The organism is Corynebacterium sp. CCUG 71335 (assembly GCF_024454075.1).
In the GTDB taxonomy this organism is placed as follows: domain Bacteria; phylum Actinomycetota; class Actinomycetes; order Mycobacteriales; family Mycobacteriaceae; genus Corynebacterium; species Corynebacterium genitalium.
In genome coordinates this window covers 229,922-254,907 of the sequence record NZ_JAGPYY010000002.1, presented here as the reverse complement: position 1 = coordinate 254,907, position 24,986 = coordinate 229,922, and the positions used below count along the sequence as shown (strand labels likewise).

Annotated in this window: 25 protein-coding genes and 1 rRNA gene; 9 read left to right on the top strand and 17 right to left on the bottom strand. The window is 61.3% G+C overall.

Annotated features, from left to right (window positions below):
• The 4 genes from KBX19_RS02760 to KBX19_RS02745 all read right to left on the bottom strand — a co-directional run.
• A 16S ribosomal RNA gene (locus KBX19_RS02760) occupies nt 1-530 on the bottom strand; the annotation flags it as partial.
• Between the two features lie 624 nt (nt 531-1,154).
• Nucleotides 1,155-2,219, bottom strand: a complete 1,065-nt coding sequence (locus KBX19_RS02755) for a hypothetical protein (RefSeq protein ID WP_255997279.1) — start codon at nt 2,217-2,219, stop codon at nt 1,155-1,157.
• 2 nt (nt 2,220-2,221) lie between these two features.
• Nucleotides 2,222-2,995 (bottom strand): ATP-binding cassette domain-containing protein, encoded by a 774-nt coding sequence (locus tag KBX19_RS02750; protein ID WP_255997278.1) that lies wholly within the window; start codon nt 2,993-2,995, stop codon nt 2,222-2,224.
• A complete protein-coding gene (locus tag KBX19_RS02745) occupies nt 2,992-3,366 on the bottom strand; it encodes a GntR family transcriptional regulator (protein WP_005287908.1) in 375 nt (124 codons plus the stop codon). Before KBX19_RS02745 ends, KBX19_RS02750 begins: the two co-directional genes overlap by 4 nt.
• 206 nt (nt 3,367-3,572) lie before the next feature.
• Here KBX19_RS02745 and KBX19_RS02740 point away from each other — a divergent pair, with 206 nt between their 5' ends.
• On the top strand, nt 3,573-4,781 hold the full coding sequence (locus KBX19_RS02740; protein WP_255997276.1) for an NYN domain-containing protein: 1,209 nt from the start codon (nt 3,573-3,575) through the stop codon (nt 4,779-4,781).
• 7 nt (nt 4,782-4,788) lie between these two features.
• Here KBX19_RS02740 and KBX19_RS02735 read toward each other — a convergent pair whose 3' ends face one another.
• Nucleotides 4,789-5,649 carry a PspA/IM30 family protein gene (locus tag KBX19_RS02735; protein ID WP_005287902.1) on the bottom strand — a complete coding sequence of 287 codons (861 nt, stop codon included), beginning with the start codon at nt 5,647-5,649 and terminating at the stop codon, nt 4,789-4,791.
• A gap of 132 nt (nt 5,650-5,781) precedes the next feature.
• On the bottom strand, nt 5,782-6,156 hold the full coding sequence (gene trxA, locus KBX19_RS02730) for a thioredoxin (protein WP_005287900.1): 375 nt from the start codon (nt 6,154-6,156) through the stop codon (nt 5,782-5,784).
• Between the two features lie 95 nt (nt 6,157-6,251).
• On the opposite strand from trxA, the gene KBX19_RS02725 reads away from it, so the two are divergent.
• The 4 genes from KBX19_RS02725 (at nt 6,252) to KBX19_RS02710 (ending at nt 10,614) form a co-directional block, all read left to right on the top strand.
• Entirely contained in the window at nt 6,252-6,455 is a 204-nt protein-coding gene (locus tag KBX19_RS02725; protein ID WP_005287897.1) for a hypothetical protein, read from the top strand.
• Between the two features lie 66 nt (nt 6,456-6,521).
• On the top strand, nt 6,522-6,719 hold the full coding sequence (locus KBX19_RS02720; RefSeq protein ID WP_255994586.1) for a heavy-metal-associated domain-containing protein: 198 nt from the start codon (nt 6,522-6,524) through the stop codon (nt 6,717-6,719).
• Between the two features lie 319 nt (nt 6,720-7,038).
• The gene (locus KBX19_RS02715; protein ID WP_255997285.1) at nt 7,039-9,249 is read left to right on the top strand and encodes a cation-translocating P-type ATPase; all 2,211 of its coding nucleotides are present in this window, start codon (nt 7,039-7,041) and stop codon (nt 9,247-9,249) included.
• Between the two features lie 54 nt (nt 9,250-9,303).
• Nucleotides 9,304-10,614, top strand: coding sequence for an MFS transporter (locus KBX19_RS02710; protein ID WP_255994588.1), 1,311 nt, complete (start codon nt 9,304-9,306; stop codon nt 10,612-10,614).
• Between the two features lie 5 nt (nt 10,615-10,619).
• Here the strand turns inward: KBX19_RS02710 and dnaB are convergent, their stop codons facing one another.
• Nucleotides 10,620-12,092: a replicative DNA helicase gene (dnaB, locus tag KBX19_RS02705; RefSeq protein ID WP_255997275.1), complete on the bottom strand. Its 1,473-nt coding sequence runs from the start codon at nt 12,090-12,092 to the stop codon at nt 10,620-10,622.
• Between the two features lie 424 nt (nt 12,093-12,516).
• Here dnaB and KBX19_RS02700 point away from each other — a divergent pair, with 424 nt between their 5' ends.
• Nucleotides 12,517-13,293: a hypothetical protein gene (locus KBX19_RS02700; RefSeq protein WP_005287883.1), complete on the top strand. Its 777-nt coding sequence runs from the start codon at nt 12,517-12,519 to the stop codon at nt 13,291-13,293.
• A gap of 126 nt (nt 13,294-13,419) precedes the next feature.
• Here the strand turns inward: KBX19_RS02700 and rplI are convergent, their stop codons facing one another.
• From rplI to KBX19_RS02665, 7 genes are all read right to left on the bottom strand, one after another.
• The gene (rplI, locus tag KBX19_RS02695) at nt 13,420-13,872 is read right to left on the bottom strand and encodes a 50S ribosomal protein L9 (protein ID WP_255994589.1); all 453 of its coding nucleotides are present in this window, start codon (nt 13,870-13,872) and stop codon (nt 13,420-13,422) included.
• 42 nt (nt 13,873-13,914) lie between these two features.
• Nucleotides 13,915-14,508: a single-stranded DNA-binding protein gene (locus tag KBX19_RS02690; RefSeq protein ID WP_005287876.1), complete on the bottom strand. Its 594-nt coding sequence runs from the start codon at nt 14,506-14,508 to the stop codon at nt 13,915-13,917.
• Between the two features lie 125 nt (nt 14,509-14,633).
• Nucleotides 14,634-14,924, bottom strand: a complete 291-nt coding sequence (rpsF, locus tag KBX19_RS02685; RefSeq protein ID WP_198002210.1) for a 30S ribosomal protein S6 — start codon at nt 14,922-14,924, stop codon at nt 14,634-14,636.
• Between the two features lie 165 nt (nt 14,925-15,089).
• A complete protein-coding gene (locus KBX19_RS02680; protein ID WP_156774794.1) occupies nt 15,090-15,563 on the bottom strand; it encodes a hypothetical protein in 474 nt (157 codons plus the stop codon).
• Between the two features lie 143 nt (nt 15,564-15,706).
• A complete protein-coding gene (locus KBX19_RS02675) occupies nt 15,707-17,221 on the bottom strand; it encodes a glycosyltransferase family 87 protein (protein ID WP_370686989.1) in 1,515 nt (504 codons plus the stop codon).
• A 35-nt stretch (nt 17,222-17,256) separates the two neighbouring features.
• A complete protein-coding gene (locus KBX19_RS02670; RefSeq protein ID WP_370686988.1) occupies nt 17,257-19,485 on the bottom strand; it encodes a transglycosylase domain-containing protein in 2,229 nt (742 codons plus the stop codon).
• Between the two features lie 151 nt (nt 19,486-19,636).
• A complete protein-coding gene (locus KBX19_RS02665) occupies nt 19,637-19,999 on the bottom strand; it encodes a DUF5318 family protein (RefSeq protein ID WP_255994593.1) in 363 nt (120 codons plus the stop codon).
• 109 nt (nt 20,000-20,108) lie between these two features.
• Between KBX19_RS02665 and KBX19_RS02660 the strand changes: the two genes are divergently transcribed.
• From KBX19_RS02660 to KBX19_RS02650, 3 genes are all read left to right on the top strand, one after another.
• A complete protein-coding gene (locus KBX19_RS02660; protein WP_005287862.1) occupies nt 20,109-20,567 on the top strand; it encodes a MarR family winged helix-turn-helix transcriptional regulator in 459 nt (152 codons plus the stop codon).
• Between the two features lie 100 nt (nt 20,568-20,667).
• Complete coding sequence (locus tag KBX19_RS02655; protein WP_005287859.1) at nt 20,668-21,636, top strand: universal stress protein; 969 nt, start codon at nt 20,668-20,670, stop codon at nt 21,634-21,636.
• 23 nt (nt 21,637-21,659) lie between these two features.
• Complete coding sequence (locus KBX19_RS02650) at nt 21,660-22,154, top strand: hypothetical protein (RefSeq protein ID WP_255997270.1); 495 nt, start codon at nt 21,660-21,662, stop codon at nt 22,152-22,154.
• Here the strand turns inward: KBX19_RS02650 and KBX19_RS02645 are convergent.
• Genes KBX19_RS02645 through KBX19_RS02635 form a run of 3 tightly spaced genes read right to left on the bottom strand, consistent with a single transcriptional unit; the run spans nt 22,142 to nt 24,931 of the window.
• Nucleotides 22,142-23,035: a rhodanese-related sulfurtransferase gene (locus KBX19_RS02645; RefSeq protein ID WP_005287854.1), complete on the bottom strand. Its 894-nt coding sequence runs from the start codon at nt 23,033-23,035 to the stop codon at nt 22,142-22,144. The genes KBX19_RS02650 and KBX19_RS02645 overlap by 13 nt on opposite strands.
• A 49-nt stretch (nt 23,036-23,084) precedes the next feature.
• Nucleotides 23,085-23,768: a response regulator transcription factor gene (locus tag KBX19_RS02640; RefSeq protein ID WP_255997269.1), complete on the bottom strand. Its 684-nt coding sequence runs from the start codon at nt 23,766-23,768 to the stop codon at nt 23,085-23,087.
• Nucleotides 23,765-24,931 carry a sensor histidine kinase gene (locus tag KBX19_RS02635; protein ID WP_255997267.1) on the bottom strand — a complete coding sequence of 389 codons (1,167 nt, stop codon included), beginning with the start codon at nt 24,929-24,931 and terminating at the stop codon, nt 23,765-23,767. The genes KBX19_RS02640 and KBX19_RS02635 overlap by 4 nt, the downstream gene beginning before the upstream one ends.
• Between the last annotated feature and the right edge of the window lie 55 nt (nt 24,932-24,986).

Here is a 24,986-nt window from a genome sequence, read left to right as displayed (position 1 = left end):
ACAACGCTCGCACCCTACGTATTACCGCGGCTGCTGGCACGTAGTTAGCCGGTGCTTCTTATCCAGGTACCGTCACTTACGCTTCGTCCCTGGCGAAAGGAGTTTACAACCCGAAGGCCGTCATCCCCCACGCGGCGTCGCTGCATCAGGCTTGCGCCCATTGTGCAATATTCCCCACTGCTGCCTCCCGTAGGAGTCTGGGCCGTATCTCAGTCCCAATGTGGCCGTACACCCTCTCAGGCCGGCTACCCGTCGACGCCTTGGTAGGCCATTACCCCACCAACAAGCTGATAGGCCGCGAGCTCATCCCACACCGAAAAAACTTTCCACCACACCATCCAAGACGTGGTCCTATCTGGTATTAGACCCAGTTTCCCAGGCTTATCCCAAAGTGCAGGGCAGATCACCCACGTGTTACTCACCCGTTCGCCACTCGAGTACCGAAGCAAGCTTCGGCCTTTCCGTTCGACTTGCATGTGTTAAGCACGCCGCCAGCGTTCATCCTGAGCCAGGATCAAACTCTCCACAAAAACAGTTTCAACAAAACACAGTGAAACAGGCCGTGAAAAGCCCAAAACCCAACCAAAACAAAACCACCCACACACAAAGCGCATCAGCACAAAAAACCATGCACCAGTGCGTGAACTGGCAATCCTAAAATTACTAGACAAACCAAAAGGTTCATCCACATGTTGCCCCTCATCCCTGACGGGGAAAAAGAAGAAGCAACAAAAAATATATTTCCAATCAGTCACACACGACCAACCAGCACAGTGACACCCCATCAATAGGTTCAGGCACCACCGACCAGCACACACCACACACAAAACACGTGCAGGCATCAAAAAGGTCGCACACAACCAACCAAAAAACATTGGCACACTATCGAGTTCTCACACAACACACGCACACCCAAACACAACCCACAACCAGGGCCATGCTCGAAGTAGCTTGGACGACCCTACACACCCACCACCACACCAAGCAAATCACTTGATACTCAGTGAAAGTGTTTCAGATCCCTGCCAACGATTGTTTTCCTACCGCCATCTCACCAAACCACACTGTCCGGCGGGGCGTTGTCGGTCACGCTGACTCACATAAAGCTACACACCAACCACCAACAACACAAACCCCCAGCACAAACACGGTTTCTAGCTATCTCCGCCAACGCTGGACATGCTGCGAATGTTGTCGTGGGTGAGGTTGATCTTCCCTGCGACGTAGAGCGCGATGAACACGCAGCCTACGAGCGCGACAGCACTGGAAACGATAAGCAGTCCAAGTGGGACTCGCCCCGCAGTTTCCTCGAATCGCAGGAGGTCACGCACGCCGAACCAGAGTAAGAATCCTGCCGCCGGAAAGAGTGCCTTGGCTTTGGAGACGGTGCCTGCGGCGAATACTCCGGCCGCCACAACTGTCACTGCCACCAGGATGAACACCTCCGGTTGAACATCGACGTGGTCAATCGGCAATAGAATGCTTCCGGCGCTTGCAATCACGCCGAGAATTGCTCCCGCACCCACACTGACTGCCAGCACGTGCACTGCCCACGCCTTTCGGGTGAATCCGTACGAATGCGCGACCAGTGGGCTCAGACCACTCGTCACTGTCTCGGTGCCCAGCCACATGAAGAAGAACAGCACGGGCAAAGCTGCGAGGATGGAAGAAAACGTATCGTTTTCGATGAAACCGGCAAGATAGATTGCCAGTGAGAGCCCGGCACCGGCAATGGCGGCGCCCAACAGCGTCGGCCACCACATGGCTTGGACCAGCAGCGGACCAGACGGCCGGATACGCGTGGACTCCACCTCACCGTAACGCGCCTGATCACCGACAGCATCGTGGGTGGCTACGAACAACACTCCGCAGGTGGCTGCGATGAGCGCACCGGTTACCCCCTTCATGCCGGGCACAAAGAGAAGGTAGATCAATGCTGCGGCAATAACGACCGGCGCCGTCACCATGAGTAGCTGGCTGCGCGCTCTAGCCGCATTCATCCCCAACGCCCGGAAGATGTTCTTTTCTGGGTATAGGCCGTCCAGCAGGGTCAACGAGCCGATGAGACTACCTGCCACCACTGCCGTCCAGCTGCCCACCCAGGCTCCACCGATGAGAAAGATGAGCGCGATGGGCAGGAGCAGCAGGCGCCACCGTGACCCCGCCTTGAACTGGTGCCAGAAGAATGGGGCATCCAGGGCCGTCATCGTTACAGACATGGTTAGCTCACCTCCAGGAGAGACTCGATAACGTCGCCGAGGCCGGCAGGCGCGGTGCGCGCCGAAAGGCCTGTGGCGCTTGTGGCGGGGAGGAGGGCGCGGGACCCGGCATCGGTGCGTCGATAAGCAAGCGCGTGCTCGGGCTCGTCAAAGGAGCCGGTCGCCACGACGTAATCGTCGGCCTCCTCTGCGAGAATGTGCGCGGCGATGCGGCCGTCGCGGCCGAGAATGATCGCGGAATCGAGGAGCTTGGCGGCGTCCTCAATGTGGTGCGTTGCCATGATGAACGTTCGGCCATACCCGGAAAGCTCGAGCAAATGGTGGTAGAAGACGTCGGTGTTGTGGATGTCGAGGCCGACGTAGGGTTCGTCGAGAAGCGTGAGCTCTGCGCCCGACGCGAGACCGACGATGTTGCCGACCATTGCTCGCTGACCACGCGACAGCTGGCTGTACGCCGTCGTCATTGCGTCATCGAGAGCGAAATCAGCCACAAGATCGTCGGCGATTCCGCGATCCCACCCCGGGTAGGCGACATCGACACCGGTCAGGGAGACGCGGTCCATGACGGTCGCGTTGTCGAACGGTTTCTGGTTGAAGACATCGAGCTCGCCATCAGAGGGCTTGAGCTGGCCGGCGATGAGCGAGAGCAGAGTGGACTTGCCCACGCCATTGCGGCCGAGCAGGCCGTGGATGCCGCCGGATTCTATCGCGAGGTCGAGCCGGTCCAGTACCGTCTCCCCGCCGAAGGTTTTTGTCAGTTCCTGTGCGATTATCACTTGTACATTCCTCTACTTTCTGCAACGCGGTCAATGAGGTTGTGGAGAGTGGGTAGGTCGTGGCCGAGGCGAAGTGCTTCGTCGATAAGCGGGGCAATGTACGCGCCCGCAAACTCCGCTTGGCGCTGCGCGAGGATGCGTTCGCGCGCGTCGGGCGTGACAAACATGCCGATCCCGCGTCGTTTTTCCAGCACCCCGCCATCCACAAGGAGCGTGAGCCCTTTGCGCGCGGTCGCGGGGTTGATCTCATGGAACGCCGCCAGCTCGTTGGTGCTCGGTGCGCGGGCCCCGGCCTCTAGGTGGCCATCCACTATCTGGTCTTGAATAAGGCGTGCGATCTGCATGAACAGCGGCTCTGTGTCGTTGCCCATCGCGACCTCCGGTTCGTCGGTTAGTTAGTGGTGTAATCAACCGTACAACTATGGGGACAAAATGGCAACGGCTCCCACCAAGCAATTCCTGAATTCACAGATTCGTGCAGGTAGACGGCGCGCATCTGACAAGCTCATCCAAGTTAAGGCAGACTGGATACCGACAAAAGTTATTAGCTACATGAATAGATACGGATTTAGGAGCCATGCTTGAGCGCACAGTCGTTTTCGTTGATACGTCATATTTACTTGCGAGTTTCTACAACTCGTGGGAAACAGGCGCAAGATCGCAATTAGAAATTGACCTCCCCGAGGTCGTTGCCAACCTCGGGACCATGATTACCCAGCAACTACACCAACCCATCCACCGCCAGTTCTGGTACGACGGCATCCCAGACTCTGGCCCCCACCGCTACCAGCGCGCTCTACGCACGTGCGACGGCGTGCAGTTGCGCACCGGCCAACTCATCGAATGGGGCGAGCGGCGCACCCAAAAAGGCGTGGACACCCGCCTTGTCGCCGACATCGTGGCCAACGCCATGCGCGGCCAGTACAGCGACTTCGTGCTGGTCAGCGGCGATGCCGACATGATCCCCGGCGTCGAGGAAGCTACCAACGCAGGCGTCCGCATGCACCTCTACGGCTTTGGCTGGGACTCTATGTCCTCAGCTCTGCGCCACGCGTGCGACTCCACCACCATCCTCGATCCGCGCGAGGATTTCGCCGAAGCAATGCAGCTCCAGGTGCTCGAGGGCCCGCTTCCACCGACCATTCGCGAGCGCCCGCTTGTCGACGCGATCGACGAGACCGACACCCAAGACGGCATGTGCGGCGTTCCCCGCCCCGACGGCGAACAGCCTCTTTCTTCCCACGTCGCGCAGGCGGAGGCGGATGCCGCCGCTGAGGAACTCGCGCAGCAAAAGGTGGAGCAGGCAGACCACGCCGAACCTGAACAGAAGCCCGAGCAGGGGCGCGGCAAGCGCGAGGCTGCCCACGAGTCAACGGACCACGTGGCACCCAACCCCCGCCCCACACCTGGCCCGCCATCGCCAGCCCAACTAGCAGCCAGCTCGCCGAAACCCTCGATGATGGCGCCGCGCCGGAAACTGCGCTCCCGCTACGTTCCGCTGCCGGAAGAAGTATGGACCTCCTCCGGGTTCCAAACCCCGTTCGATGTGGGCCAGCAGTACGCAACGTGGTGGTTCGACAATGCCGCCTCTTCCGAGCAGCGCGACAAAGCGCACATTCTCTCGGGAGGCGGCCTTCCCCCCGAAATCGACAGGCCGCTGCTGCAGTTCGCCTGCGAAACCCTTCATGAGTACACGCTCAGCGAGAGCCAGCGCGTCAACCTGCGAGACGGCTTCCACTCCGGGATCCGCGGAGTGCTGATCAACATCCGCCGGACCCAGAGCTAAGCACTCACTAGCGGTTGTCGGCCTCTTCCGCGTTGAGCGGAGCTTGTGGGGCTTCATCGTCGAAACGCTCGAGGGCCTCTTCGTGTTGCTCCGCATCATCGCTTGCAGCAGCCTGGGCCGACCCCTGGGTCAGCTCGCCAGCGGACTCTGCCTGCATCGACGCGCGGATCTCCGCAAGCTTGGATGATGCAGCGACATCGGTCTGGCCGGACTCGATCTCAGCCATCGCGGCACTCGCACCAGATTCAGCCAGTTCCTGCTGGCCGAGTGCCGTAGCGTAGCGCTTCTCAATCTTCTCGCGCACCCCATCCAACGTGGGTACGTTGTCGTTCTGGCTGAACTGCCCCATGGTGTCCATCGTCTGGGCAGTGTGCTCCTGCATCTTGGCCTGGTCGACCTGCTGGCGCAGGCGGTTGACCTCATTCATCTGCTCTTGCAGGCGGGCCTCGGACTGCTTCTGCTGCTGCTCGGCCTGTGCGGCCGCTTGCTCTGCGGCGCCGTACTGCGTGGTCAGCCCCTCGAGCTCCTGCTCCGTAGCCACCAGCTGAGCTGCGAGCGTCTCTGCGGTTGTGTTGAACTGTTGGGCCTTGGCGGTGTCACCCTCAGCGGTTGCCTGGTCAGCCATCTGCAACGCAGTCTTGGTCTTGTCCTGCAAAGACGCCTGCTGTTCGCGGACACGACCCAGCTTGATCTCCAGCTGCTTCTTCTGGCCAATGATCTCCGCGGCCTGCTGCGTGATAGCGCGGTGCTGCTCTCTAGCGGCGTTCGCAGCCTGTTCGATCTGGACCTTCGGGTCGGCGTTCTCATCGATCGCCGTGTCGAAGGATTGCATCAGGTAGTTCCAGCCCTTGCTGAACGGGTTAGCCATGGTGATTCCTTAGATTTTCGTCGGGAAAGTGTGCCCCGAGTCTACGCGAACGGTTCCCGGCTCACCCGGGCACGAAAAACCGCCCGGCCGTCTGCGGCGCGGGCGGTGTGACGGGAAGCCGTCGAAAAGCGACTAGCCCTCAGTCTTTTCGTTCTGCTCTGCGATGTCAGCGCGGACCTGCTCCATGTCAACGTCGCGCACAGCCTGGATGAACTCCTCCAGCCCAGCCGGCGGCATAGCGCCGGAGGTCTGCCCCAGCAAGATGCCCTCGCGGAACGCGAAGAGCGTCGGAATCGCCTGGATCTGCAGCGCAGAGGAAAGACCCTGGTTAGCCTCGGTGTCCAGCTTGGCAAAGGTCACGTCCTCGTGCTTCTCAGACGCAGCCTCGAAAGTCGGGGCGAACGCCTTGCACGGGCCACACCAGTCAGCCCACGCATCAACGATCACAATGTCGTTGTTCTCGACGGTCTCGGTGAACGTGTCCTCGGTTACATTGATGGTGCTCATTTTTATTCTCCTGAGTCTGCTCTAGTAACGTCTGTCGATGAGTACAACCTTATCAAGGGCGCGGACATTCCCCGCGAGCGAGAAAAGGAGCAAGCGTGACCAAGAACTACCGGTTCGAGGGCCCGACAGACACCAATTCCGTGGATACTCTGCAAGCTGAAGTGAGCCAGGTGCTGGGCACCCAAGGCGTCGACATCAATGCAGAAACAAAGGTCATGCGGGTCACAGGCGAAGGCTTCACCGACGAACAGATCGAGTACGCCGTCGAGTACGCAGGCTTTTCGCTTATCGACGCTTAATGCCAACCGTCCTACCATGGGAACCGTAAGAACAACCGAGTTCCTTTTTGGAAGGTGACTACTCCCATGGCACAGACATTCACCGTAGAAGGCATGACCTGCGAACACTGCGAAATGAGCGTGTCCGAAGAGGTCAGCGAAGTCGCCGGCGTGACCAGCGCAACCGCCGACCACAAAGCTGGCACCGTGACCGTTGAGGGCGAAGGCTTCGACCGCGACGCCGTCGCTGCCGCTGTTGCAGAGGCTGGTTACAAGCTGGTCTAGAGGCCCCCGCGGTATCCCTTGCGGAAAAGTTGACAAACTCGACACTGGTTTAACCGGCGAAAACTCGCCAACCTGCACGTTCAGGTCTAGAGCGAAATCGGGTTTGTCAACTTTTCTGCATTTGGACCGCTCTGGTGAGGTGCACCACGTTGCGCGCCTCTCGGAATATCTTCCCTTACCTCGCCGTTCCATAGGGTGAGAAAGGTTCAAGCCGCGCTACCCGGGAGGAGATACATCTACAGTGAGCGCCCCCGCACCCGCCCCCACACCACAGACAAGCACCAACTATTTGGAGCACCTCGAACTGGGTGTGACCGGGATGACCTGCACCTCGTGCTCCAACCGCATCCAACGCAAGCTGAACAAGCTTGACGGGGTGGAAGCCAACGTCAACTACTCCACTGAGACGGCGACGGTCGACTACGATCCGTCCAAAACTAACCGCGAGCAGCTCATCCAGGTTGTCAAAGACGCCGGGTACGACGCATTCGCGCTCGGCGGCGGCAGCGGCGATACCGCGGGCTCCGAAGGTACAGCCGACGGCGACGCTTCCGACACCGACCGCATTGAAGCCGCCCGCGAAGCTGAAGCAAGCGACCTCAAGTGGAAAGTCATCTGGTCAGCGATTCTCGCCGTGCCGGTGACGGTAATCTCGATGGTCCCGGCCCTCCAGTTCACGAACTGGCAGTGGCTCGTTTTCACGCTCACCACCTTGATCTACATCAATGGCGGCGCGCCGTTCCACAAGGCGACAATCGCGAACCTGCGCCACGGTGCCGTCACCATGGACACCCTGATCACCCTGGGCACGACGGCAGCGTACCTGTGGTCAGTGTGGGCGCTGTTCATCGGCAACGCCGGCGAACCCGGAATGACGATGGACATGAGCCTCTCCCCCGGTGCGAACGCTGGTCATGCGATGGATGAGATCTACCTGGAAACCATCGCCGTGGTGATCACGTTCTTGCTGCTGGGAAGGTGGTTCGAAACCAAGGCGAAGGGACGCAGCTCTGAAGCTCTGCGTGACCTCGCGACAATGGGCGCCAAAGACGCCGCTGTTATCCGTGACGGCCAAGAGATCCGCGTACCCACCTCCGAGATCGCTGTCGGTGACCGTTTCGTGGTCCGCCCCGGTGAGAAGATCGCCACGGACGGCATCGTGATCGACGGTGTATCCGCCGTGGATAACTCGATGATCACCGGTGAGTCCGTGCCTGTCGACGTCGCTCCCGGCGACACCGTCACGGGCGCCACGGTCAACCAGACTGGCCGCCTCATCGTCGAGGCCACGCGGGTGGGTTCCGAAACCACCCTGTCGCGCATGAGCGAACTGGTGCGGCAGGCGCAGGCGGGGCAAGCGCCCGTCGAAAAGCTTGTGGACCGTATTTCCCGCATTTTCGTCCCGACCGTCATCGTGGTTGCGCTGATCACGCTGGCCGTGCACATGGCGATCGGCCACGACGCGCCGACGGCATTCTCCGCCGCAGTCGCCGTGCTCATCATCGCGTGCCCGTGCGCGCTCGGCCTGGCTACGCCCACGGCGATCCTCGTCGGCACTGGACGCGGCGCGCAGATGGGTCTGCTGATCAAGGGCCCGGAAATCCTCGAATCGACCCAGCAAGTAGACACGATTGTGCTGGACAAGACCGGTACCGTCACCACAGGTGAGATGGCGGTCGACGCTGTCGCACCCGAGTCCGGTTACACGCAAGAGCAGGTGCTTTCGCTGGCGGCGGCCGTCGAGTCCGGTTCCGAGCATCCCATCGCCCGCGCCATTGTCACCGCCGCTGACAACGACATCCCTGAGGCGACAGACTTCAGCAACGAAGCGGGCCAGGGTGTCCGCGCGCTTATCGACGGCACCTCCGTCACCGTCGGCCGCGGCCGCGGACCCAAGGCTGAAGCCTTCGAGGCTGACGGTGCCACGGCTGTCACTGTGACCGTTGATGGCTCCCCCGCCGGCACCATCGCTGTACGCGACACCGTCAAAGACACCTCTGCACAAGCCATTGAGGACCTGCGCGAGCTGGGACTCACCCCGCACCTGCTCACCGGTGACAACGAAGGGGCTGCCCGCGCGGCAGCCACCGCGGTCGGCATCGATGCGGATAATGTCACGGCGGGGGTGCTGCCGGAGGACAAGGTGCGTGTCGTCGAAAAGCTGCAGGCAGCGGGCAAAACCGTGGCGATGGTCGGCGACGGCGTGAACGACGCCGCTGCTTTGGCCACCGCTGACCTGGGCCTGGCGATGGGATCCGGCACCGACGTGGCCATCGAGGCTGCAGACATCACCCTCATGGGCGGCGACCTGCGCTCCGCGGCAGATGCGATCCGCTTGTCACGCCGCACCCTGAGCATCATCAAGGGCAACCTGTTCTGGGCCTTCGCCTACAACGTGTTGCTCATCCCGGTGGCGGCCATCGGCCTGCTCAACCCCATGTTCGCCGGCATCGCCATGGCGTTCAGCTCAGTGTTCGTTGTGAGCAACTCGCTACGGCTCAACCGGTTCACTTCGGTCAGCGAGCGCTAGAAAAGTGAATTTAAAGTAGTTGACCTGCCAGGGCAAGAGCTATGCTCACTGCCCATGGACAATACCCTGACCCGAAACGAGCGTCTTGACCGTCTCCCGGTCACTTCCCAGCACCGCCGGCTGCTCGTCGGCTCGGGCGTGGGCTGGGCGCTCGACGCGATGGATGTCGGCCTTGTGTCGTTCATCATCGCCGCGCTCGCCGTGCACTGGGACCTGGATAAGGGCACGACGTCATGGATCGCGTCGATTGGTTTCATCGGAATGGCCATCGGGGCATCTCTAGGCGGGCTGCTCGCGGACAAGATCGGGCGCAGGCAGGTCTTTGCGGCCACTTTGCTGGTCTACGGCTTAGCGACGGGTGCCTCCGCCCTCGCCTGGTCTGTCAGCTCCCTCATGGTGTTCCGGTTCCTCGTCGGCCTCGGCCTGGGTGCGGAGCTACCCGTGGCGTCCACCTTGGTCAGCGAGTTCGCGCCCCGTAAGAGCCGCGGGCGAATGGTCGTATTGCTCGAAGCGTTTTGGGCCGTGGGGTGGATCATGGCGGCCGTGATCGGAACCTTCGTAGTCAGCCAGGGTGACACCGGGTGGCGCTGGGGATTCGCCCTCGGATCTGTACCCGCACTCTATGCCATCTACGTGCGCATGGGCTTGCCCGAGTCAGTGCGGTTCCTTGAATCGAAAGGCCGCCACGATGAAGCCGAGGAGATCGTGCGGACCTTTGAGGCCGCCGCCGACACCTCTGAGATCGACCACTCCCCGCCCGGCGACCCAGAGCCGGAGGTCAGCGGCGGGATATGGGGGCCAGCGATGCGCAAGCGCACTGCCGCGTTCTGGCTCGTGTGGTTCGGGGTGTCGCTGTCGTACTACGGCGCGTTCATCTGGATTCCGTCGCTGCTGGTGGACCAAGGTTTCACCCTGGTGCGGTCGTTCACGTTCACCCTCATCATCACTATCGCGCAGCTTCCCGGTTATGCCGCGGCCGCGTGGCTTATTGAAGTCTGGGGCCGCCGCATCACTCTATCGGTCTTCCTCGCCGGGTCTGCTGGCGCCGCCGTTTTGTATGGTTTGGCAGGGGCTCCGTGGCAGATCATTGCCGCCGGCTGCTTACTGTCCTTTTTCAACCTGGGTGCGTGGGGTGCCCTCTACGCGATCGGTCCGGAGCTCTACCCAACCTCGATCCGCGCTACGGGCACAGGTGCCGGTGCGTCGTTCGGGCGAATCGGGTCGATCATCGCGCCTCTCATTGTGCCTCCGGTGCTCAGCTTCGGCGGGCCCACGGCTGTGTTCGGGGTGTTCGCAGCCGCCTTCGCCGTGGCGTGCATCGCTGCGCTCACCCTGCCCGAACAGCGCGGGAAAGTGCTGTCTTAACCGGCTTAACCCCGCGCCATGTTCACGAAGCGCGAGTAGTGCAACTGGTGCGCCACCGCGATCGTGTCGATCGGGCCACCACGGTGCTTGGCGATGATGATGTCCGCCTCACCCGCACGCTCGTTGTCGCGGTCCTGGGAGTCCGGACGGTACAGCAGCATGACAATGTCCGCGTCCTGCTCCAATGAACCCGATTCACGCAGGTCCGCCAACTGCGGACGCTTGTCCGTGCGTGACTCCGGGCCACGGTTGAGCTGGGAGATGGCGATAACGGGCACTTCTAGCTCCTTGGCCAGCAACTTCAGCTGGCGGGAGAACTCGGAGACCTCTTGCTGGCGGGATTCGACCTTGCGGCCGGAGCTCATCAGCTGCATATAGTCCAGCACCACGAGGTCTAGGCCGTGCTGCTGCTTGAGGCGGCGGGCTTTAGAGCGGATCTCCATCATCGTCAGGTTCGGAGAATCATCGACGAAAATTGGGGCCTGCTGGATCTCGCGGAGGCGTTTGGTGAGCTTCTCCCAGTCAGACTCCTCCATCTGGCCCGAACGCATCGCGGAGAGCTTGATCTCGGTCTCCGCAGACAGCAGGCGCATCACAATCTCGGAGGCGCTCATCTCCAGCGAGAAGATCACCGAGGTCAGGTCGTTGTGGATCGAGCAGGACCGCACGAAATCCAGGGCGAGGGTCGACTTACCCACACCAGGACGGGCCGCGATAATGATCATCTGACCGGCATGGAGGCCATTTGTCAGCCGGTCGAGGTCAAGGAAGCCCGTCGGCACGCCGGCAGCGAGGCCGCCGTCTTTTTCATAAGCAGCAAGCTCGTCGACAGTAGGCTTGAGCAGCTCAGCGAGTGCCTGGTAGTCCTCCCCCGTCTTGGTCTGCGCGACGGCGAAGATCTCCTGTTGCGCGCGATCCACCAGAGCCTCGATCTCCATGCCCTCGCCGCCGTCGTAGCCGAGCTGGGCAACACGTGTTCCCGCGTCCACAAGCTGGCGCAACGTGGACTTCTCGGCAACTATGTCTGCGTAGTAGCGCGCGTTGGCAGAGGTGGGAACCTCGGAGATCAAGGTGTGCAGGTACGGCGCTCCCCCAGCACGCTCGAGCTGTCCCATCCGGTCAAGACGGCCGGAGACAATGAGGACGTCAATCTGCGAGCCTTGGGAGTACAGGTCCAGAATCGCCTGATAAATCAGTTGGTGGGCCGGGAAGTAGAAGTCCTCCTCCCGCAGCTCCTCAATCACATCGGTGACGGTATTGGGGCTGAGCAGCATCGCACCAATCACACCCTGCTCGGCTTTCCGGTCATGCGGGGGCTGGCGGTACTCGCTCAAGTCCTCGCGCTCAGACGTGAAGCCGCGGCCGTTGCGACGGTTGCTCCTGTACCCGCCGCCGTCCCCCGGCTCAGGCGGCGGAGGAACAAGGTCCTCAAACCGGTCGTCGAAGCTGTCCCCTCCAGCGACATTGCCTGCAGTCATCGTGAACTCCCTCCAGTCATCGAAGTGATGCTACCCCGCCGGGGCACGAGCGGACCACTCTTGTGGACTCATCACGCTGGAGTTATCCACAGGTCCTTGTGGAATAAGCCCGTTATTCCCTGATTCGTGACCCACATGCCTCCCACGGCTGTGGAATCTCTGTGGAATATTCAGTTACTTTTTCACAGATTCGCCCATCGTGACTGCTTAACCCCGATACATTCCGCGTCATGCGTCTTCCACGAACAGTGAATAGCTCGACCACCAGCACATTTGACAAGGTAACCAAAGTGCTATAAACCGCTCTCCTCCGCGTAAATTTCTCTCATTGGACTGGACTTTTCCACTAGTTATCCACAGGCAGTGTGGACACCAGATTGTTATGCGGCGCTTGATTGCTGGAACCACCTGCTATTGTGCTGCTATGACCTCCCGTTTTTCCCGTTTCCGCCGCGCGGTAATCTCCGCGATGGCCACAGTGGTCGCCGTTGCGTGCGGCGTTGCCCCCGCCTCCGCAGCACCGGTTTATGCCGGCGATAAGATCGAGATCCATTACAGTAACGGGGCTAAAGCACTGTGCTCCCTCAACTCCGTGGCGCACCGGGACGGCGCGAAGTACGGGATCACGGCCGGGCATTGCCTCATGCCCATCGATGGTGGCCGTCCTATCCGTGTCTACTCATCCGACGGCGCAGTCATTGCCTCCAACATGGCGGATTCCGGGTATGTCTTCGATCAGGGCGGCCTGAACGTCGGGTTGAAGGGCTTCACATCCGACTCGTTCCGTGACTACAGCTGGTTCCGCCTCGACCCGCACGTTACTGATGCCGGCAAGACGCGCGGTGGGAACCTCACGTTGGGGCTCGACTCTGGCATGGACCACAACCTCACACAGTTCGCTCGGTCCATTAACCCGGATCGCGCCATCGGTGGACGCCTTCCGGTCAGCGCCGTGGCACCGGGCCAGATTGTCTGCAAGGATGGCGCGCGCTCTAGCAGGACCTGCGGTCCTGTGGTGTCCACCAACGTTCACACTGGTGAGATCGTGGCTCTCCTGCTGAACTTCACGGGCGATTCCGGTGCCCCGGTGTGGATCACCGGCCGCGACGGCCGCGCCTACATTGTGGGAGTCATCTCCGGCGGTGTTGGGCCGTTTGAGCTGATTGACGCCTCGCTGCCACTCCCAGCCGGGCTGCGCTAACCCGCGCACAAACAGGAACAAAGCAAGAAGAAGGGCGCGGGCCCCACTCCTCACAAGCGGGGCCCGCGCCCTTCGTGCTGTTGTCGTTGGATTGCTTGTTATAGAGCAATCGCCGTTAGGCGTGTGTTACGCGCCCACGACCTCGAAGTTCACCTTGCCCTCCACGTCATCGTGGAGCTTGACCTTGACCTGGTAGCCGCCGGTGCTGGTGACCAGCCCCTTCGGCATGTCAACGCGGCGCTTGTCCAGCGCCGGGCCGCCTGCAGCCTCAACGGCATCGACGATGTCGGCCGGCTTGACCGAACCGAAGATCTTGCCGTTCTCAGCGGTGCGCACCTTCACGGTGACGCCCTGCAGCTGGTCGAGCTGGTCGCGCAGCTCCTTAGCGTGGTCCAGGTCGCGCACGGAACGCTGCTCCTGTGCGCGCTTGATGTCCTCAATCTGCTTCTCAGCGCCGCGGGAGGCCGGGATGGCCAGGCCGCGCGGAAGCAGAAGGTTACGTCCGTAGCCGTCCTTGACCTCGACAATATCGCCGGGCTCACCAAGGTTCTCAACGGCAGCGGTGAGGATCAGCTTCATAATCCTTACCTTTCGTTTGAAAGTTGATGTTTGTCGATTGCTTTAGAACGGGGGCTCATCGTCCATGCCGCCGAAACCGCCGGCGGGGGGAGCAGAATTCCACGGATCATTCGCGGGCTGGTTGTTGGACTGGCTGTTCTGGCCGCCCTGGTTGCCCTGGGAGTTACCAAAGCCACCGGTGTTCTGGGCGTTCTGGCCGCCCTGGGAGTTACCAAAGCTGCCGCCCTGGTTGCCGCCGAAGCCGCCGCCACCCTGGTTCCCGCCCTCACGCGGGTTACGGTTGACGCTGGCGCTGGCGTAGCGCAGGGACGGGCCGACTTCGTCGACCTCGACCTCGAACACGGTGCGGTTTTCACCTTCGCGGTTCTGGTAAGAACGCTGCTTGAGGCGGCCGTTGACGATCACGCGCATGCCCTTTGTCAGGGACTCAGCGACGTTCTCGGCGACGCTCCGCCACACGTTGCAGGTGAGGAACAAAGCTTCGCCGTCTTCCCACTGGTTCGTGTCCCTGTTGTAGGTACGCGGAGTGGATGCAATGCGGAAGTTGGCTACTGCCAAGCCCTGCGGGGTGAACCGCAGTTCAGGGTCCGCAACCAAGTTGCCAACGACGGTGATAGGAGTGTCGCCTTGTGCCATGTTCTTTCGTCCTTACCTTGAAACCTTGAATGAATGAGCGGGAATGGGTTGTCCTTGCACGAACCAGTCTATAGTCCGCCCCGGACACAAACCCTGAGCTGGGATTACCCGTTCACGTTCGGCGCTTACTTGCTATCGGTGCGCAGAACCTTGGTTCGCATAATGGTGTCGTTCAGGTTCAGACGGCGGTCGAGCTCCTGGACGGTCTCGGCTGCGCAGTCGAGGTTGACTACGACGTAGACGCCTTCTTCCTTCTTGTCGATGGGGTATGCAAGACGGCGCTTGCCCCATACATCGACGTTTTCCACCTTGCCGTTATCCTGGCGGACAATATCGAGGAACTTGTCCAGGGACGGGGCAACGGTGCGCTCATCCTGACTCGGGTCGAGAATGATCATTACTTCGTAGTGACGCACGGACCTCATCACCTCCTATGGTCGTTTCTATGGTTTCGGCCACCGTCCTTTAACGGTGGCAGGAGGGTCGTTGCGTCAAGCAACCTCACCAGCGTACCCCAGCAGCTCACCGCGAAGAAATCAGAATGCGGCGTATCTGCGGCGCTAGGAAACGTGCGGCGCTAACTAGTCGTCTTTGTCTACGTCGAGGACCAGACCCTGGGGGTCGATATCGATGTCGATCTCACCGGAGGCGATTTCCCAGAACCCGTCGTCTTCCCACCTGGTCTCCACACCGGGCTCATTATCGTTGGCGGCGGCGAGGGCACGCTCGACATCAGCTGCGCTGAGGCCTTCGTCAGCCATTTCAGACTCCGCCTCTGGGGTGTAACCAGTCACTTCCTTCGGCAGTTCACGACCAGCAGCGTCGTCACCATCATCGGCATCGTCTGCGTCGTCTGCGTCGTCCGCGTCATCATCGCCGGCTACGTCGTCTTGCTGAACTTGATCGTCGCCTTCGGTCTCAACCTCTTCGGCCACCGTGGATTCGGCTCCGGCGTCGGTACCGGTGGTGCCGTCGTCCGTCTCACCGCACGCAGTGAGCGCGGAGAGGGACAAAGCGGAGGCAGCGATGGCAGCGGAAACCCTCTTAATGTTCATGGTTTCCACCCTACAGAAGGTTTCTGGCAGTTAACTGCCAGCGTTGGGCGCTGCGATGAACACCGCCAGGAAGACCGGCACGAACGTCATGAAGATGAACGCCGCGAGACCTAAGGCGACAGAGAGCGCCATCGGCTTCTTCTTCACGACTGCGAAGAAACACCCTGCAAAGAGTCCGAACCCGATGAAGATCGAGCAGATTCCGAGGATTGTTGCGGTTCCCACGTCTTTTTCGCCTCCTCCCAGTCCGCGGGTGTGGTCAGCAGCGGGTCGCACCCGAAGTGGGCGTCGCGCACCTTGTCGCGGCGGCGACCGTACATCTGCATGACGGTGAGCACCATGATCGCGATGATCAGACCGTCGCGCGTGACCACAATGAGGTTGAGCATCCCACCGGGCAACCCGAGGTTGTCGGTGCCCATCATGTGCCACATGAGGATCGGCCAGACCAACATGTCCACCGTCATCCACGACAGCAACAGGCGCCAGTGGGGGAGTGCGAGCACTGCCGGAATGACAAGCCACAGCGAGTACTGGGGGCTCCACACCTTATTGAACAGCAGAAAGAAGCCAACGATGAGCACGAACAGTTCCGCGACGCGCGGAGTCTGTGGTGCCATTAATCCCGCGACGAGAACGAATAGACAGCCTGCTAGGAAAAGCACGAGGGTGACCGCGTTGAGGATCACCGGCGCGCCGTCGCCGGAATCGAAGCCGTTCCACCCGAAGGCGCGGGAGGCCACGGCGTAGATCGTGGTCCACTCCCAGCCGCGCTCGGTGTTCAGGCGCTGGAACTCGTGCCAGGCGTCGTAGTTGTACAGCATGATTGGCACGTTGACTACCAGCCACGACACCACCGTGGCTACCAGCATCTGCACGAACGGCATGGCCTTCTTCTTGCGTAGCGCAATGACCAGGTAGGCACCCAGCAGGAACAGCGGCCACATCTTGAACGCCGTGCCCAGCCCGATGAGCACTCCCGCCAGCCAGAACTTCTTGTTCCGGGCGGCCAGCAAGGCCCCGACCATGAACGCGATGGAGGGAATGTCCCAGTTGGTGAAGGCGTGCATGATGAGCAGGGGAGAGGCCACCACCAAAATGGTGTCCCAAATGCGGTTACCTGCCAGCTCGGCCACCATGCGGGCGGTGAAGACCCAGATGACCGCCATGACGAATGCGGTGACGTAGAAGTACCAACCGGAATCCGGCAGTGCCCAGCTGACCAGGGGATAGGTGTTGCGAGAGAGCCAGCCCATCGCGCCTTGGAACAGTCCGCCCAGTACAGGGTACTCCATGTACCGGGTGAGGTCGCCTTCCTGCCAGGAGTAGTCGTAAACGAATCCTGGCTGGTCAAGGCCGCGCCCGCCGTAGAGGGGAACGATGTCGTTGTAGCAGAAGGAGGTGTATTGGCGGTTGCCGTCCCAGTTGAGTTGCAGGGAGCCGTCGACAAGCTTGCCGCGCGCACAGTTGGACTTGCTCAGTGCACCGAGCGCCATGAAAACCCAGGCCACCGACATGATGGCACGCAGGGGTGTCCACCAACGCCCACGGCCAATCTGCGCGAAACGGCCCATGGGGCCGCCCAAGGTTTCCACGACCCCGCGCGCAACCGGCTCCGTTTTTCCGGGTTGCACGCGGTCAGCGGCGTTCGCCCACATAGCGCGACGCTTATCGACGCTCACCTCGCCCCCCATTACTGGACCAGTTCGTCGAGAATCTCACCCAAGCTCGGCGGTGGCTCCGGTGCCGGTTCTGGCGCTTGCGGCGGGGCCGGGGCCGGTGCCGGGGCAGGCGGCGGGGCCGATGCCGCCGGTGCTTGTGGCTCGGGTGCAGCGGACCGCTGCTGCGAAGGCTGGCTGTAGTTGTACGAGGTATCCTGGCTGGAGTAGCCCTTTTGTCCGCCGTAGGTGCCGCCGGAGTAGGGGTCAACTCCCCAATTGATTGGCTTGGCGTCGGGGAACTGGCCGTATTCTTTGCCGTCGAGCGCGCCGTCGAGCACGCCCTTCCAAATCTGGGCAGGGGCCTGCGCACCGAACATCGTGCCGCCGTAAGAGTTGTAGATGGCCGTGGTGTTGTCGGCTGTACCAACCCACACCGCGACGGAGAGTTCCGGGGTGCCGCCGACCATCCAGGCGTCCTTGGACAGGCCAGTGTTGCCCAGCTGGACGGTACCGGTCTTTGCCGCCGACGGGCGGCCGCCGGCCAGGGCCGCATGGGACCAGCCAGCGACCGGCTGCATCGCCTGGACGACGTTGTCTGCCACCTGGGAGTTCACGCGGCGTTCTTTGTACTCCGGATCAAACTCGTAGAGCACTTCGCCATCGGCGGAGGTGACTTGCTGGACGAAGTGCGTCGGGTGCCACACACCACGGTTAATCAGAGTGGACACACCCGTGGCCATGTCCAGAACGCGGGACTGGTACTGGCCCAGAATGATGCCGTCGAGTGGTTGCTCACCGTGCTCGGTCAACGTTTCCGGGACATTCGGCAGCTGGCGGGCGACACCCAGCGCGTGCGCCATTTCCTTGGTGTCGTTGGTGGTGTCGTCCAGGTCGGACTGAATGCGGATGAAAGAGGTGTTGTAGGAGTTCTTCAGCGCGTCAGCCATGGAGGTCATGCCGCCGCCACCGCCACCGGAGTTGGTGATGTAGGCGCTACCGACGGTGACGGGGGAGGAGTCGTACGGCGCCGACAGCGGGATGCCCTGCTGCAGCGCAGCCGCAAGACCGAAGATCTTGAATGTCGAACCGGTCTGCAGGCCAGCGTCGGCATAGTCCCAACCGGATGGATCGTCGCCACCATAGTAGCCGCGCACTTCACCGTTCTTCGGGTCGATCGCCACGACACCGGTACGGGCATCCTCCTGCAGCGTCGCCATTTGCGTCTCAGCCGTATCGAGGATCTGCTGCTGGACATGCGGGTCGATGGTGGTCTTGATCTGCAGGCCGCGGTTGGTCACGTCCGCCTCAGAAATACCGATCTGCTCGAGCTCCCTGATCACCTGGTTCTTGATCAGACCGTTCGGGCCGGTGGCCTCCGTGTAGGCGGAGTACGTCTCCGGGTCGCGCGTGTCCGGGAACTGGGCCCCGGCGCGTTCGTCCGCGCTGAGCCAGCCCTGATCCACCATGCCGTCGAGCACGTAGTCCCAGCGGTTCTGCGCCTCGTCCGGGTTGTTCCACGGGTCAAGCTGGCTGGGCAGCTGAATCAGGCCAGCAAGCAAAGCGCCCTCTTCGACCGACAGTTCTGCGGCTGGTTTGCTGAAGTAGGCGTGGGCGGCGGCTTCGATACCGTAGGCGTTGCGGCCGAAGTAAATGGTGTTCAGGTACCCGGTGAGGATCTCTTCCTTGGACCAGTTCCTGGTCATCTTGATGGAGTAGACCAGCTCATTGAACTTACGGGTATAAGAACGCTCATTACCCACGATGGTGTTCTTGACGTACTGCTGGGTGATTGTTGAACCACCACCAGCAGAGTCATTACCCGTCAGCTGGCCGAGCAAGGCGCGGCCGAAACCGGTGAAGGAGAATCCGGAGTTGTCCCAGAAGTCGCGGTCCTCAGCGGCGAAGACAGCGTTCTGCACATGCTCCGGCACTTGGTCCAACGCGATCTGCTCACGGTTGCCTTCCGGCGGGACAAGGCGGGCCAGCTCTTTCTGGCCGTCGTTGTAGAAGATGGTGGAGATCTGGGGGGTGTCAATCTCGCCCGGCTGAGGCAGGTCCGCCTTGGCGTAGTTGACACCGAAGATCGTCAGCGGCACAAGCAGAAGCAACACAACGGCCAACGCCAGGGCTGCCAGCCACTGCCCGCGGCGACGCTTCTTCTTGGTCACACGGGTGCTGGAGTCTTTCTCGGACGGCTTCGTGCCCGTCTTAGCGCCGGCCTTACTACTCGCCTTATCTGCCGTCGCCTTATCGGCCGACATCTTCTGCGTCGGCTTCTTGGGCTCCGGCTTCTTACCGGTGGATTCAGTGTCTCGTGCCAATGGGGTGTCCCTGCCTAATCTTTAAACCTCTAGGACAGGGTACTTGCTCAACCAACAAAACACCCAGTATCCCCCCGTCTTCATTCGCGATTCACAGCTCGGGGACGGCCTGGGATTCGGTCAGCAAGTGGTTCCAACCGCAGCGCTCGCAGACCTCCACGCGGTGAACGGTGACGGGGCCGACCTCTGCGACTATGCCGTCAATCTCATCAATACTGCGTGCTGTTCCGGAGCGGCGACCCACGTTATCCCCGTAAATCCACAGGACATCCCGCATCACTGCTTCGCAGATAGGACACGGTCGGGCAGAGTCGACTCCGTGGTGTCGGCCGGCGGCCTTGAGGAGAAAATCGGCGTCGCAAAGCTCCTCGCGCTGCACGCGACCAGCCTGAAAGTCGCGCAGCACCGCGCGCCGCTCCCACTCGTGCGAGACCTCTCCTTCGAAACGGAACATTACGCTGAGTTTATCCGTCCCCACCGGCGGCGAAAATGTGACAGAGACAACAACCTTGAGGACGATCGGATATTCGTTTGTTTGTACAACTACCTCTACACTCGAGCGCATGTCACAAATTAATCCCGAAGACGCCTATGCAATCGCAAAGGATGTCCGCCCTTTTCTCACCAAGCTTTACGTCGCTTATTTCCGCATTTCCGAGCAGTCTGACCTGACCGGGCCGCAGCTTTCCATTTTGGAACGGCTCATCGAGTCCGGCCCGATGCGCATTAGTCAGCTCGCCGCCGACGAGGGAATCCGCATGCCGACGGCATCGAATACCCTGCACCAGCTGGAACAGCGCAACCTCATCCATCGCGTGCGCGACGAGAACGACCGCCGCGGTGTGCGTGTGGAGATGACCGATACAGGCATTAAGGAATACGAGCGCGTCTCCGACGAGCGCGTGAAGTACGTCGCGGAGATGATTGGCACGCTTGACAACGAGCTGCTTCCGCTGCTCCAGCAAGCCTCGCGCATCCTGGGCCCATTGGCCGACAGCTACAACACCGGCAACGTCGAGTAGCCGAACAGGCGCAACGGCGCGCGACACCCCCTCGCAGACATGTAAAGTTAGGGAACCGTTAGTATTCCGTTAACGGTATCCCTTTCTTTCGCGCGCCATTATGAATCCTTTACCCCTCACTCCTGAGCTCCTAACCTCTGTCGGTCCGGAGCGCCCTTTGCGCATCGCTGTGGGCTGGGATCAATCCGGGGAAGAGGCGGTGCACTTCGCTGGCTGGCTTGCGCGCACCATGCCTGCACAGATCCGGGTGATTTCCACCGAGAAGCAGCCCTGGTCGCATCTGCGCAACAAGACCAGCAAGAAGTACAAGAAGTGGCTTAAAGAGATTGAGGAGAAGCGCAGCGGTGCAATCCGGGAAGCGCTCAAGGAACACGTCCCGCGCGGTGCGTGGGACGAGGACTACGCAGTATTCCGCGACGGCTCCCCGCGCTACGAGCTGCTCACGCAAGAGGTCGAGCGTTTTCACGCCGATCTTGTTCTAGTCGGTTCCAAACCGAAGGCAGCCAAAGGACGGTTCAAGGCCACGTCCACCGCGGACGCGCTCATGCACTCGTCGCCGGTCTCCGTCGGGTTGGCGCCGCGCGCGGTGAAGTTGTCGAAGAAGGGCATCACGCGGGTCAACTTCGCGTTCCTCGATGAGAACGATGAAGCCGCGAACACCGGCATTGCCAGCGCCGCCGCCATCGCGATGATCCTCGACGTCGATCTGCGCATCATGGCGTTCTCCCCGGAGGAAACCTACGACTACAACGAGCAGATCGCACCCCACCGCGCGTTTATCGACGAATGGAACGAGACATCCTTGGCCCTCCTCGACCGGGCCCGTGATGTCGTCTCGGACATGGCCGAGAAGCTCGGCGTGCAGGGCCTGAAGAACTTCGAAGTGGAAACCCGGGTCAGCGCCGGCGACGGCTGGGACACCGTGGTGGACTCGCAGAAGTGGAAGAAGGGCGACGTGCTCTTCCTCGCGTCCCGGCCGGCCACAACCAACTGTGTTTTCGCTGGTCCGCGCGCGACCGACTTCTTGGAGCACGCTCCCGTGCCCGTCGTGATTTTTCCGCAGCGCTAGCAGGGGAGTCTAGGGTGGAGGCTATGCCTAGTATCCCCTCTGACCGCCCGGACCACCCGGAGAATGACCTGCATGGAGCGGCCGACTACTACAACAAGGTGCGCCCGGAACCGCGCTCTTTCGATGAGCTTGCAAGCGAACCCGATCCCGCCCAGCTCAACGAGCGCAACCAGGCGTCCACCCGCCAAGCCATCTGGTTCGGTGTCGCAGCAGTTGCAGGCACGTTCCTGATTGCGGGGATTCTGGCGCTGATCTTCCGCCTCGTCGGCGGTCCGTTGTGCGAAGCGGGGGAGGCCACGTGGCTGTGTTCCCAAGCCGCCCGCACGTGGTGGGCCGCCCTGAGCTCCATCTACCCAGTCGTCGCTCTGCTCAGCTGCGCGGTGATCATGGTGCGCAAGCTCAACCGTTATGAGCGATGGATGCCGTGGATGGGCGTGTTCTGGCTACCGCTGGTCCCGTTCACCATGCTGTGGCTCACGGTGACGGTTGGCATGCTCGCCGCCGATTACGCGCCCTGAGAGCACTCCGCACAGTACGGGTTCTCCGCCCGGCACGCTTCGCAGCTCAAGTACTGCTGCCGGCACTCCGGCTCATTCGCGCAGTTGTAGTGCTGGTTCGTCGGCGCGCCGCAGTGCACGCAGTGGCCGAGCTGCACAAACTCCGGGTCATCGTCCGCACCCGCGCCGAACTCTGTGTGCATGCGCTTGTCGAACACGTAGAGCGAGCCTTCCCACAGACCCGAGTTTCCGTACTTCTCCCCGTAGCGCACGATGCCGCCGTCGATTTGGTAGACCTCTTCGAACCCGCGGTTCTTCATCAGCGACGAGAGGATTTCGCAGCGAATTCCGCCCGTGCAGTAGGACACGACTGGTTTGTCCTTCATCCAGTCGTATTTGCCTGACTCGAGCTCCGCGATGAAATCGTGGGTGGTCTCCACATCGGGCACGACAGCGCCTTTGAACTTGCCGATCTCCGCTTCGTACGCGTTGCGGCCGTCAAAGAACACGACATCGTCGCCACGCTTTTCGACGAGCTCATTGACCTCCTCCGGCTTCAAGTGCGTGCCTCCGCCGACGACCCCGTTGTCGTCGACACGCAATTCCTCGGGCACGCCGAAGGTGACAATTTCGTCGCGCACCTTGACCGACAGTTTGGGGAAGTCCTCCTTGCCGCCCTCGGACCACTTGAACTCGATGCCGCGGAAGTATTCCTTGGTTTTGCGGACGTACGCTTTGCACGCGTTGATGTCCCCGCCGACGGTGCCGTTGATGCCGTCAGGGGAGATGATGATCCGGCCGTTGAGGCCCAGCCCCTCGCACAGGTCGCGCTGCCAGAGCCGGATCGCCTCCGGGTCTGGGATCGGGCGGAACTGGTAGTAGAGCAGGATTTTGCTGGTCACACCACTAGTGTATGGAGTCAGCAGTGCAGGGAGAAATCACCCCGCCGGGTTATGTCGCCAGATCAGCTTCGTACCACAGCACAACGATCTGCGTCCTGTCACGCAGGTCCATGCGCGAGAGGATTCGCGAGACGGTCTTCTTCACACTGTCCGGCTGAATGGTGAGGTGCTCGGCGATCTCGGCATTGTTCATGCCCCGGGCAACGAGGCTAGCTACTTCAAACTCTCGCGCAGACAAGGCCTCAAACGCTTCTCGTGCTCGGGCTTGGCGGCCCTGCGTTGGCCTGTGCGGCCGCTGACGGACCAGCTCCGCAGTGATCCTGGGGGTGAGAATCGCGTCGCCGTGCGCCACTGCTGACACTGCTCGATGCAGCTCATCAGCCCGAACATCTTTCAGAAGGTAACCAGTCGCGCCCGCATCCAACGCGCCGAAAGCGTAGTCGTCCTCGTCGTAGGTCGTCATCACCAATACCTTGATCCCCGGGTAGTGGCTCGTGATCTGCCTTGTGGCCTCAATGCCGTTCATCACCGGCATCCTGATATCCATGAGAACGACATGGGGCAATCGCTTCCCCTCTGACCTGCATTCAGCCAACCATTCGATCGCTTCCTTCCCGTTCTCCACACAGGCAACGACCTCCATGTCCGGGAACCGGTCGACCATGAGGCTCAGCCCCATCCTCGCGGGCCGCTGATCATCGACTATGAGCACCCTCGTGCGCGTGGCGCTCATTGAAGATCACCGCCCTGAAGTGGAAGGGTGGCATGCACCCTCCATCCGTCCTCAGACCAGCCGGCATTGAAGGTTCCGCCTGCCTGCTGGACACGCTTCGCCAGACCCTCCAGCCCGACCCCCGGGGCATGGGGTGATGGCTGCTCGGTTCCATTGTCCGTGAGTGTCACCTCGACGCCGCGTGGAGTGGATGCGAAAGTGATGGCCACCGCTGTGGCACCCCGGGCATGTTGCATGACGTTCGTCAGGCTTTCTCGCACCACCCGATAAAGAGTGTCGTGAATGCGTCGATCCTCGGGACGCGGTCCTTCTTCCGTCACCGAAATGTCCAAGCCAGTGGAACGAACGTTGTCGATCAGTTGGGATATGTCCTCCCACGTTCGCGCGCTTTCCTGCGCATGCAGCACGTCATGTTCTGCGGTTCCTGCGGACTTGATGGCACGGATAGCAGTCCGTGTTTCCCCGAGTGCTTCCCGAGCTAACTCGTTGACCAGATCTACAACCCCATCGACTTGCTCGTTCCCGGACTGGTTCGAGATTCCTTCGGCGAGAGTGATGATGCCCGTGAGGTTGTGGCCCACGCTGTCGTGCAGATTGGAGGCCACCTGAGACACCGATTCGGCTTTTCGCTGTCTCGCGGCAGCCTCGCGTTCGCGTTGTTCGGCTGCGAGGCGCCTGTCCCGCTCGGCCACTGAATTCAATCGCCCACGCGCGTACGCCGCCAGTGCTACCGCAATACCCAGGTGCAGTAGGACAAGCACCGTTGCTTCGAGTTGAGGGCCGCGCCCAGAGTGCACCCCAGAAGAGCTGACGAGTGAACTAGCCACAGCCATCATGATCCCGATGAGCGCATTGCGCGGCCTATCCCTCAGCACAACGCTTGCCACACAGATTAGAAACGGGACCAACGAATACGCTCCGGAACCAGCTGGTGTCTCTCCAAGAGCGAACATCACCGACTGCCCCGCGAGCGCATACAGCGGCCAGCGGCGCCGCGACAGAAGAAGTGCGAACTGCACGGCGGTCACCAGCGCCCAGATCGCCCATGAGTCGAAGAAGGGCTTTCCGAACACGGTCAGCATGAGCTGGAAACCCAAACCGGCCAGTGCACCCAGCCACAGCGTCTCGGTAGAAGAGTGCCACGCCTCCAGGAGCTTGTCCATAAAAGTCCTGGGGGACTTCAGTTCATTCCTATTTGCGTCGTTCACAAACATGGCT

Excerpts from the sequence above, each read along its gene's own strand:
- KBX19_RS02755 (WP_255997279.1), bottom strand. The coding sequence starts at position 2,219 with ATGTCTGTAACGATGACGGCCCTGGATGCCCCATTCTTCTGGCACCAG.
- KBX19_RS02745 (WP_005287908.1), bottom strand. The coding sequence starts at position 3,366 with ATGGGCAACGACACAGAGCCGCTGTTCATGCAGATCGCACGCCTTATT.
- KBX19_RS02740 (WP_255997276.1), top strand. The coding sequence starts at position 3,573 with ATGCTTGAGCGCACAGTCGTTTTCGTTGATACGTCATATTTACTTGCG.
- KBX19_RS02735 (WP_005287902.1), bottom strand. The coding sequence starts at position 5,649 with ATGGCTAACCCGTTCAGCAAGGGCTGGAACTACCTGATGCAATCCTTC.
- trxA (WP_005287900.1), bottom strand. The coding sequence starts at position 6,156 with ATGAGCACCATCAATGTAACCGAGGACACGTTCACCGAGACCGTCGAG.
- KBX19_RS02720 (WP_255994586.1), top strand. The coding sequence starts at position 6,522 with ATGGCACAGACATTCACCGTAGAAGGCATGACCTGCGAACACTGCGAA.
- KBX19_RS02715 (WP_255997285.1), top strand. The coding sequence starts at position 7,039 with ATGACCTGCACCTCGTGCTCCAACCGCATCCAACGCAAGCTGAACAAG.
- KBX19_RS02710 (WP_255994588.1), top strand. The coding sequence starts at position 9,304 with ATGGACAATACCCTGACCCGAAACGAGCGTCTTGACCGTCTCCCGGTC.
- dnaB (WP_255997275.1), bottom strand. The coding sequence starts at position 12,092 with ATGACTGCAGGCAATGTCGCTGGAGGGGACAGCTTCGACGACCGGTTT.
- KBX19_RS02700 (WP_005287883.1), top strand. The coding sequence starts at position 12,517 with ATGACCTCCCGTTTTTCCCGTTTCCGCCGCGCGGTAATCTCCGCGATG.
- rplI (WP_255994589.1), bottom strand. The coding sequence starts at position 13,872 with ATGAAGCTGATCCTCACCGCTGCCGTTGAGAACCTTGGTGAGCCCGGC.
- KBX19_RS02690 (WP_005287876.1), bottom strand. The coding sequence starts at position 14,508 with ATGGCACAAGGCGACACTCCTATCACCGTCGTTGGCAACTTGGTTGCG.
- KBX19_RS02680 (WP_156774794.1), bottom strand. The coding sequence starts at position 15,563 with ATGAACATTAAGAGGGTTTCCGCTGCCATCGCTGCCTCCGCTTTGTCC.
- KBX19_RS02675 (WP_370686989.1), bottom strand. The coding sequence starts at position 17,221 with ATGTGGGCGAACGCCGCTGACCGCGTGCAACCCGGAAAAACGGAGCCG.
- KBX19_RS02670 (WP_370686988.1), bottom strand. The coding sequence starts at position 19,485 with ATGTCGGCCGATAAGGCGACGGCAGATAAGGCGAGTAGTAAGGCCGGC.
- KBX19_RS02665 (WP_255994593.1), bottom strand. The coding sequence starts at position 19,999 with ATGTTCCGTTTCGAAGGAGAGGTCTCGCACGAGTGGGAGCGGCGCGCG.
- KBX19_RS02660 (WP_005287862.1), top strand. The coding sequence starts at position 20,109 with ATGTCACAAATTAATCCCGAAGACGCCTATGCAATCGCAAAGGATGTC.
- KBX19_RS02655 (WP_005287859.1), top strand. The coding sequence starts at position 20,668 with ATGAATCCTTTACCCCTCACTCCTGAGCTCCTAACCTCTGTCGGTCCG.
- KBX19_RS02650 (WP_255997270.1), top strand. The coding sequence starts at position 21,660 with ATGCCTAGTATCCCCTCTGACCGCCCGGACCACCCGGAGAATGACCTG.
- KBX19_RS02640 (WP_255997269.1), bottom strand. The coding sequence starts at position 23,768 with ATGAGCGCCACGCGCACGAGGGTGCTCATAGTCGATGATCAGCGGCCC.
- KBX19_RS02635 (WP_255997267.1), bottom strand. The coding sequence starts at position 24,931 with ATGGACAAGCTCCTGGAGGCGTGGCACTCTTCTACCGAGACGCTGTGG.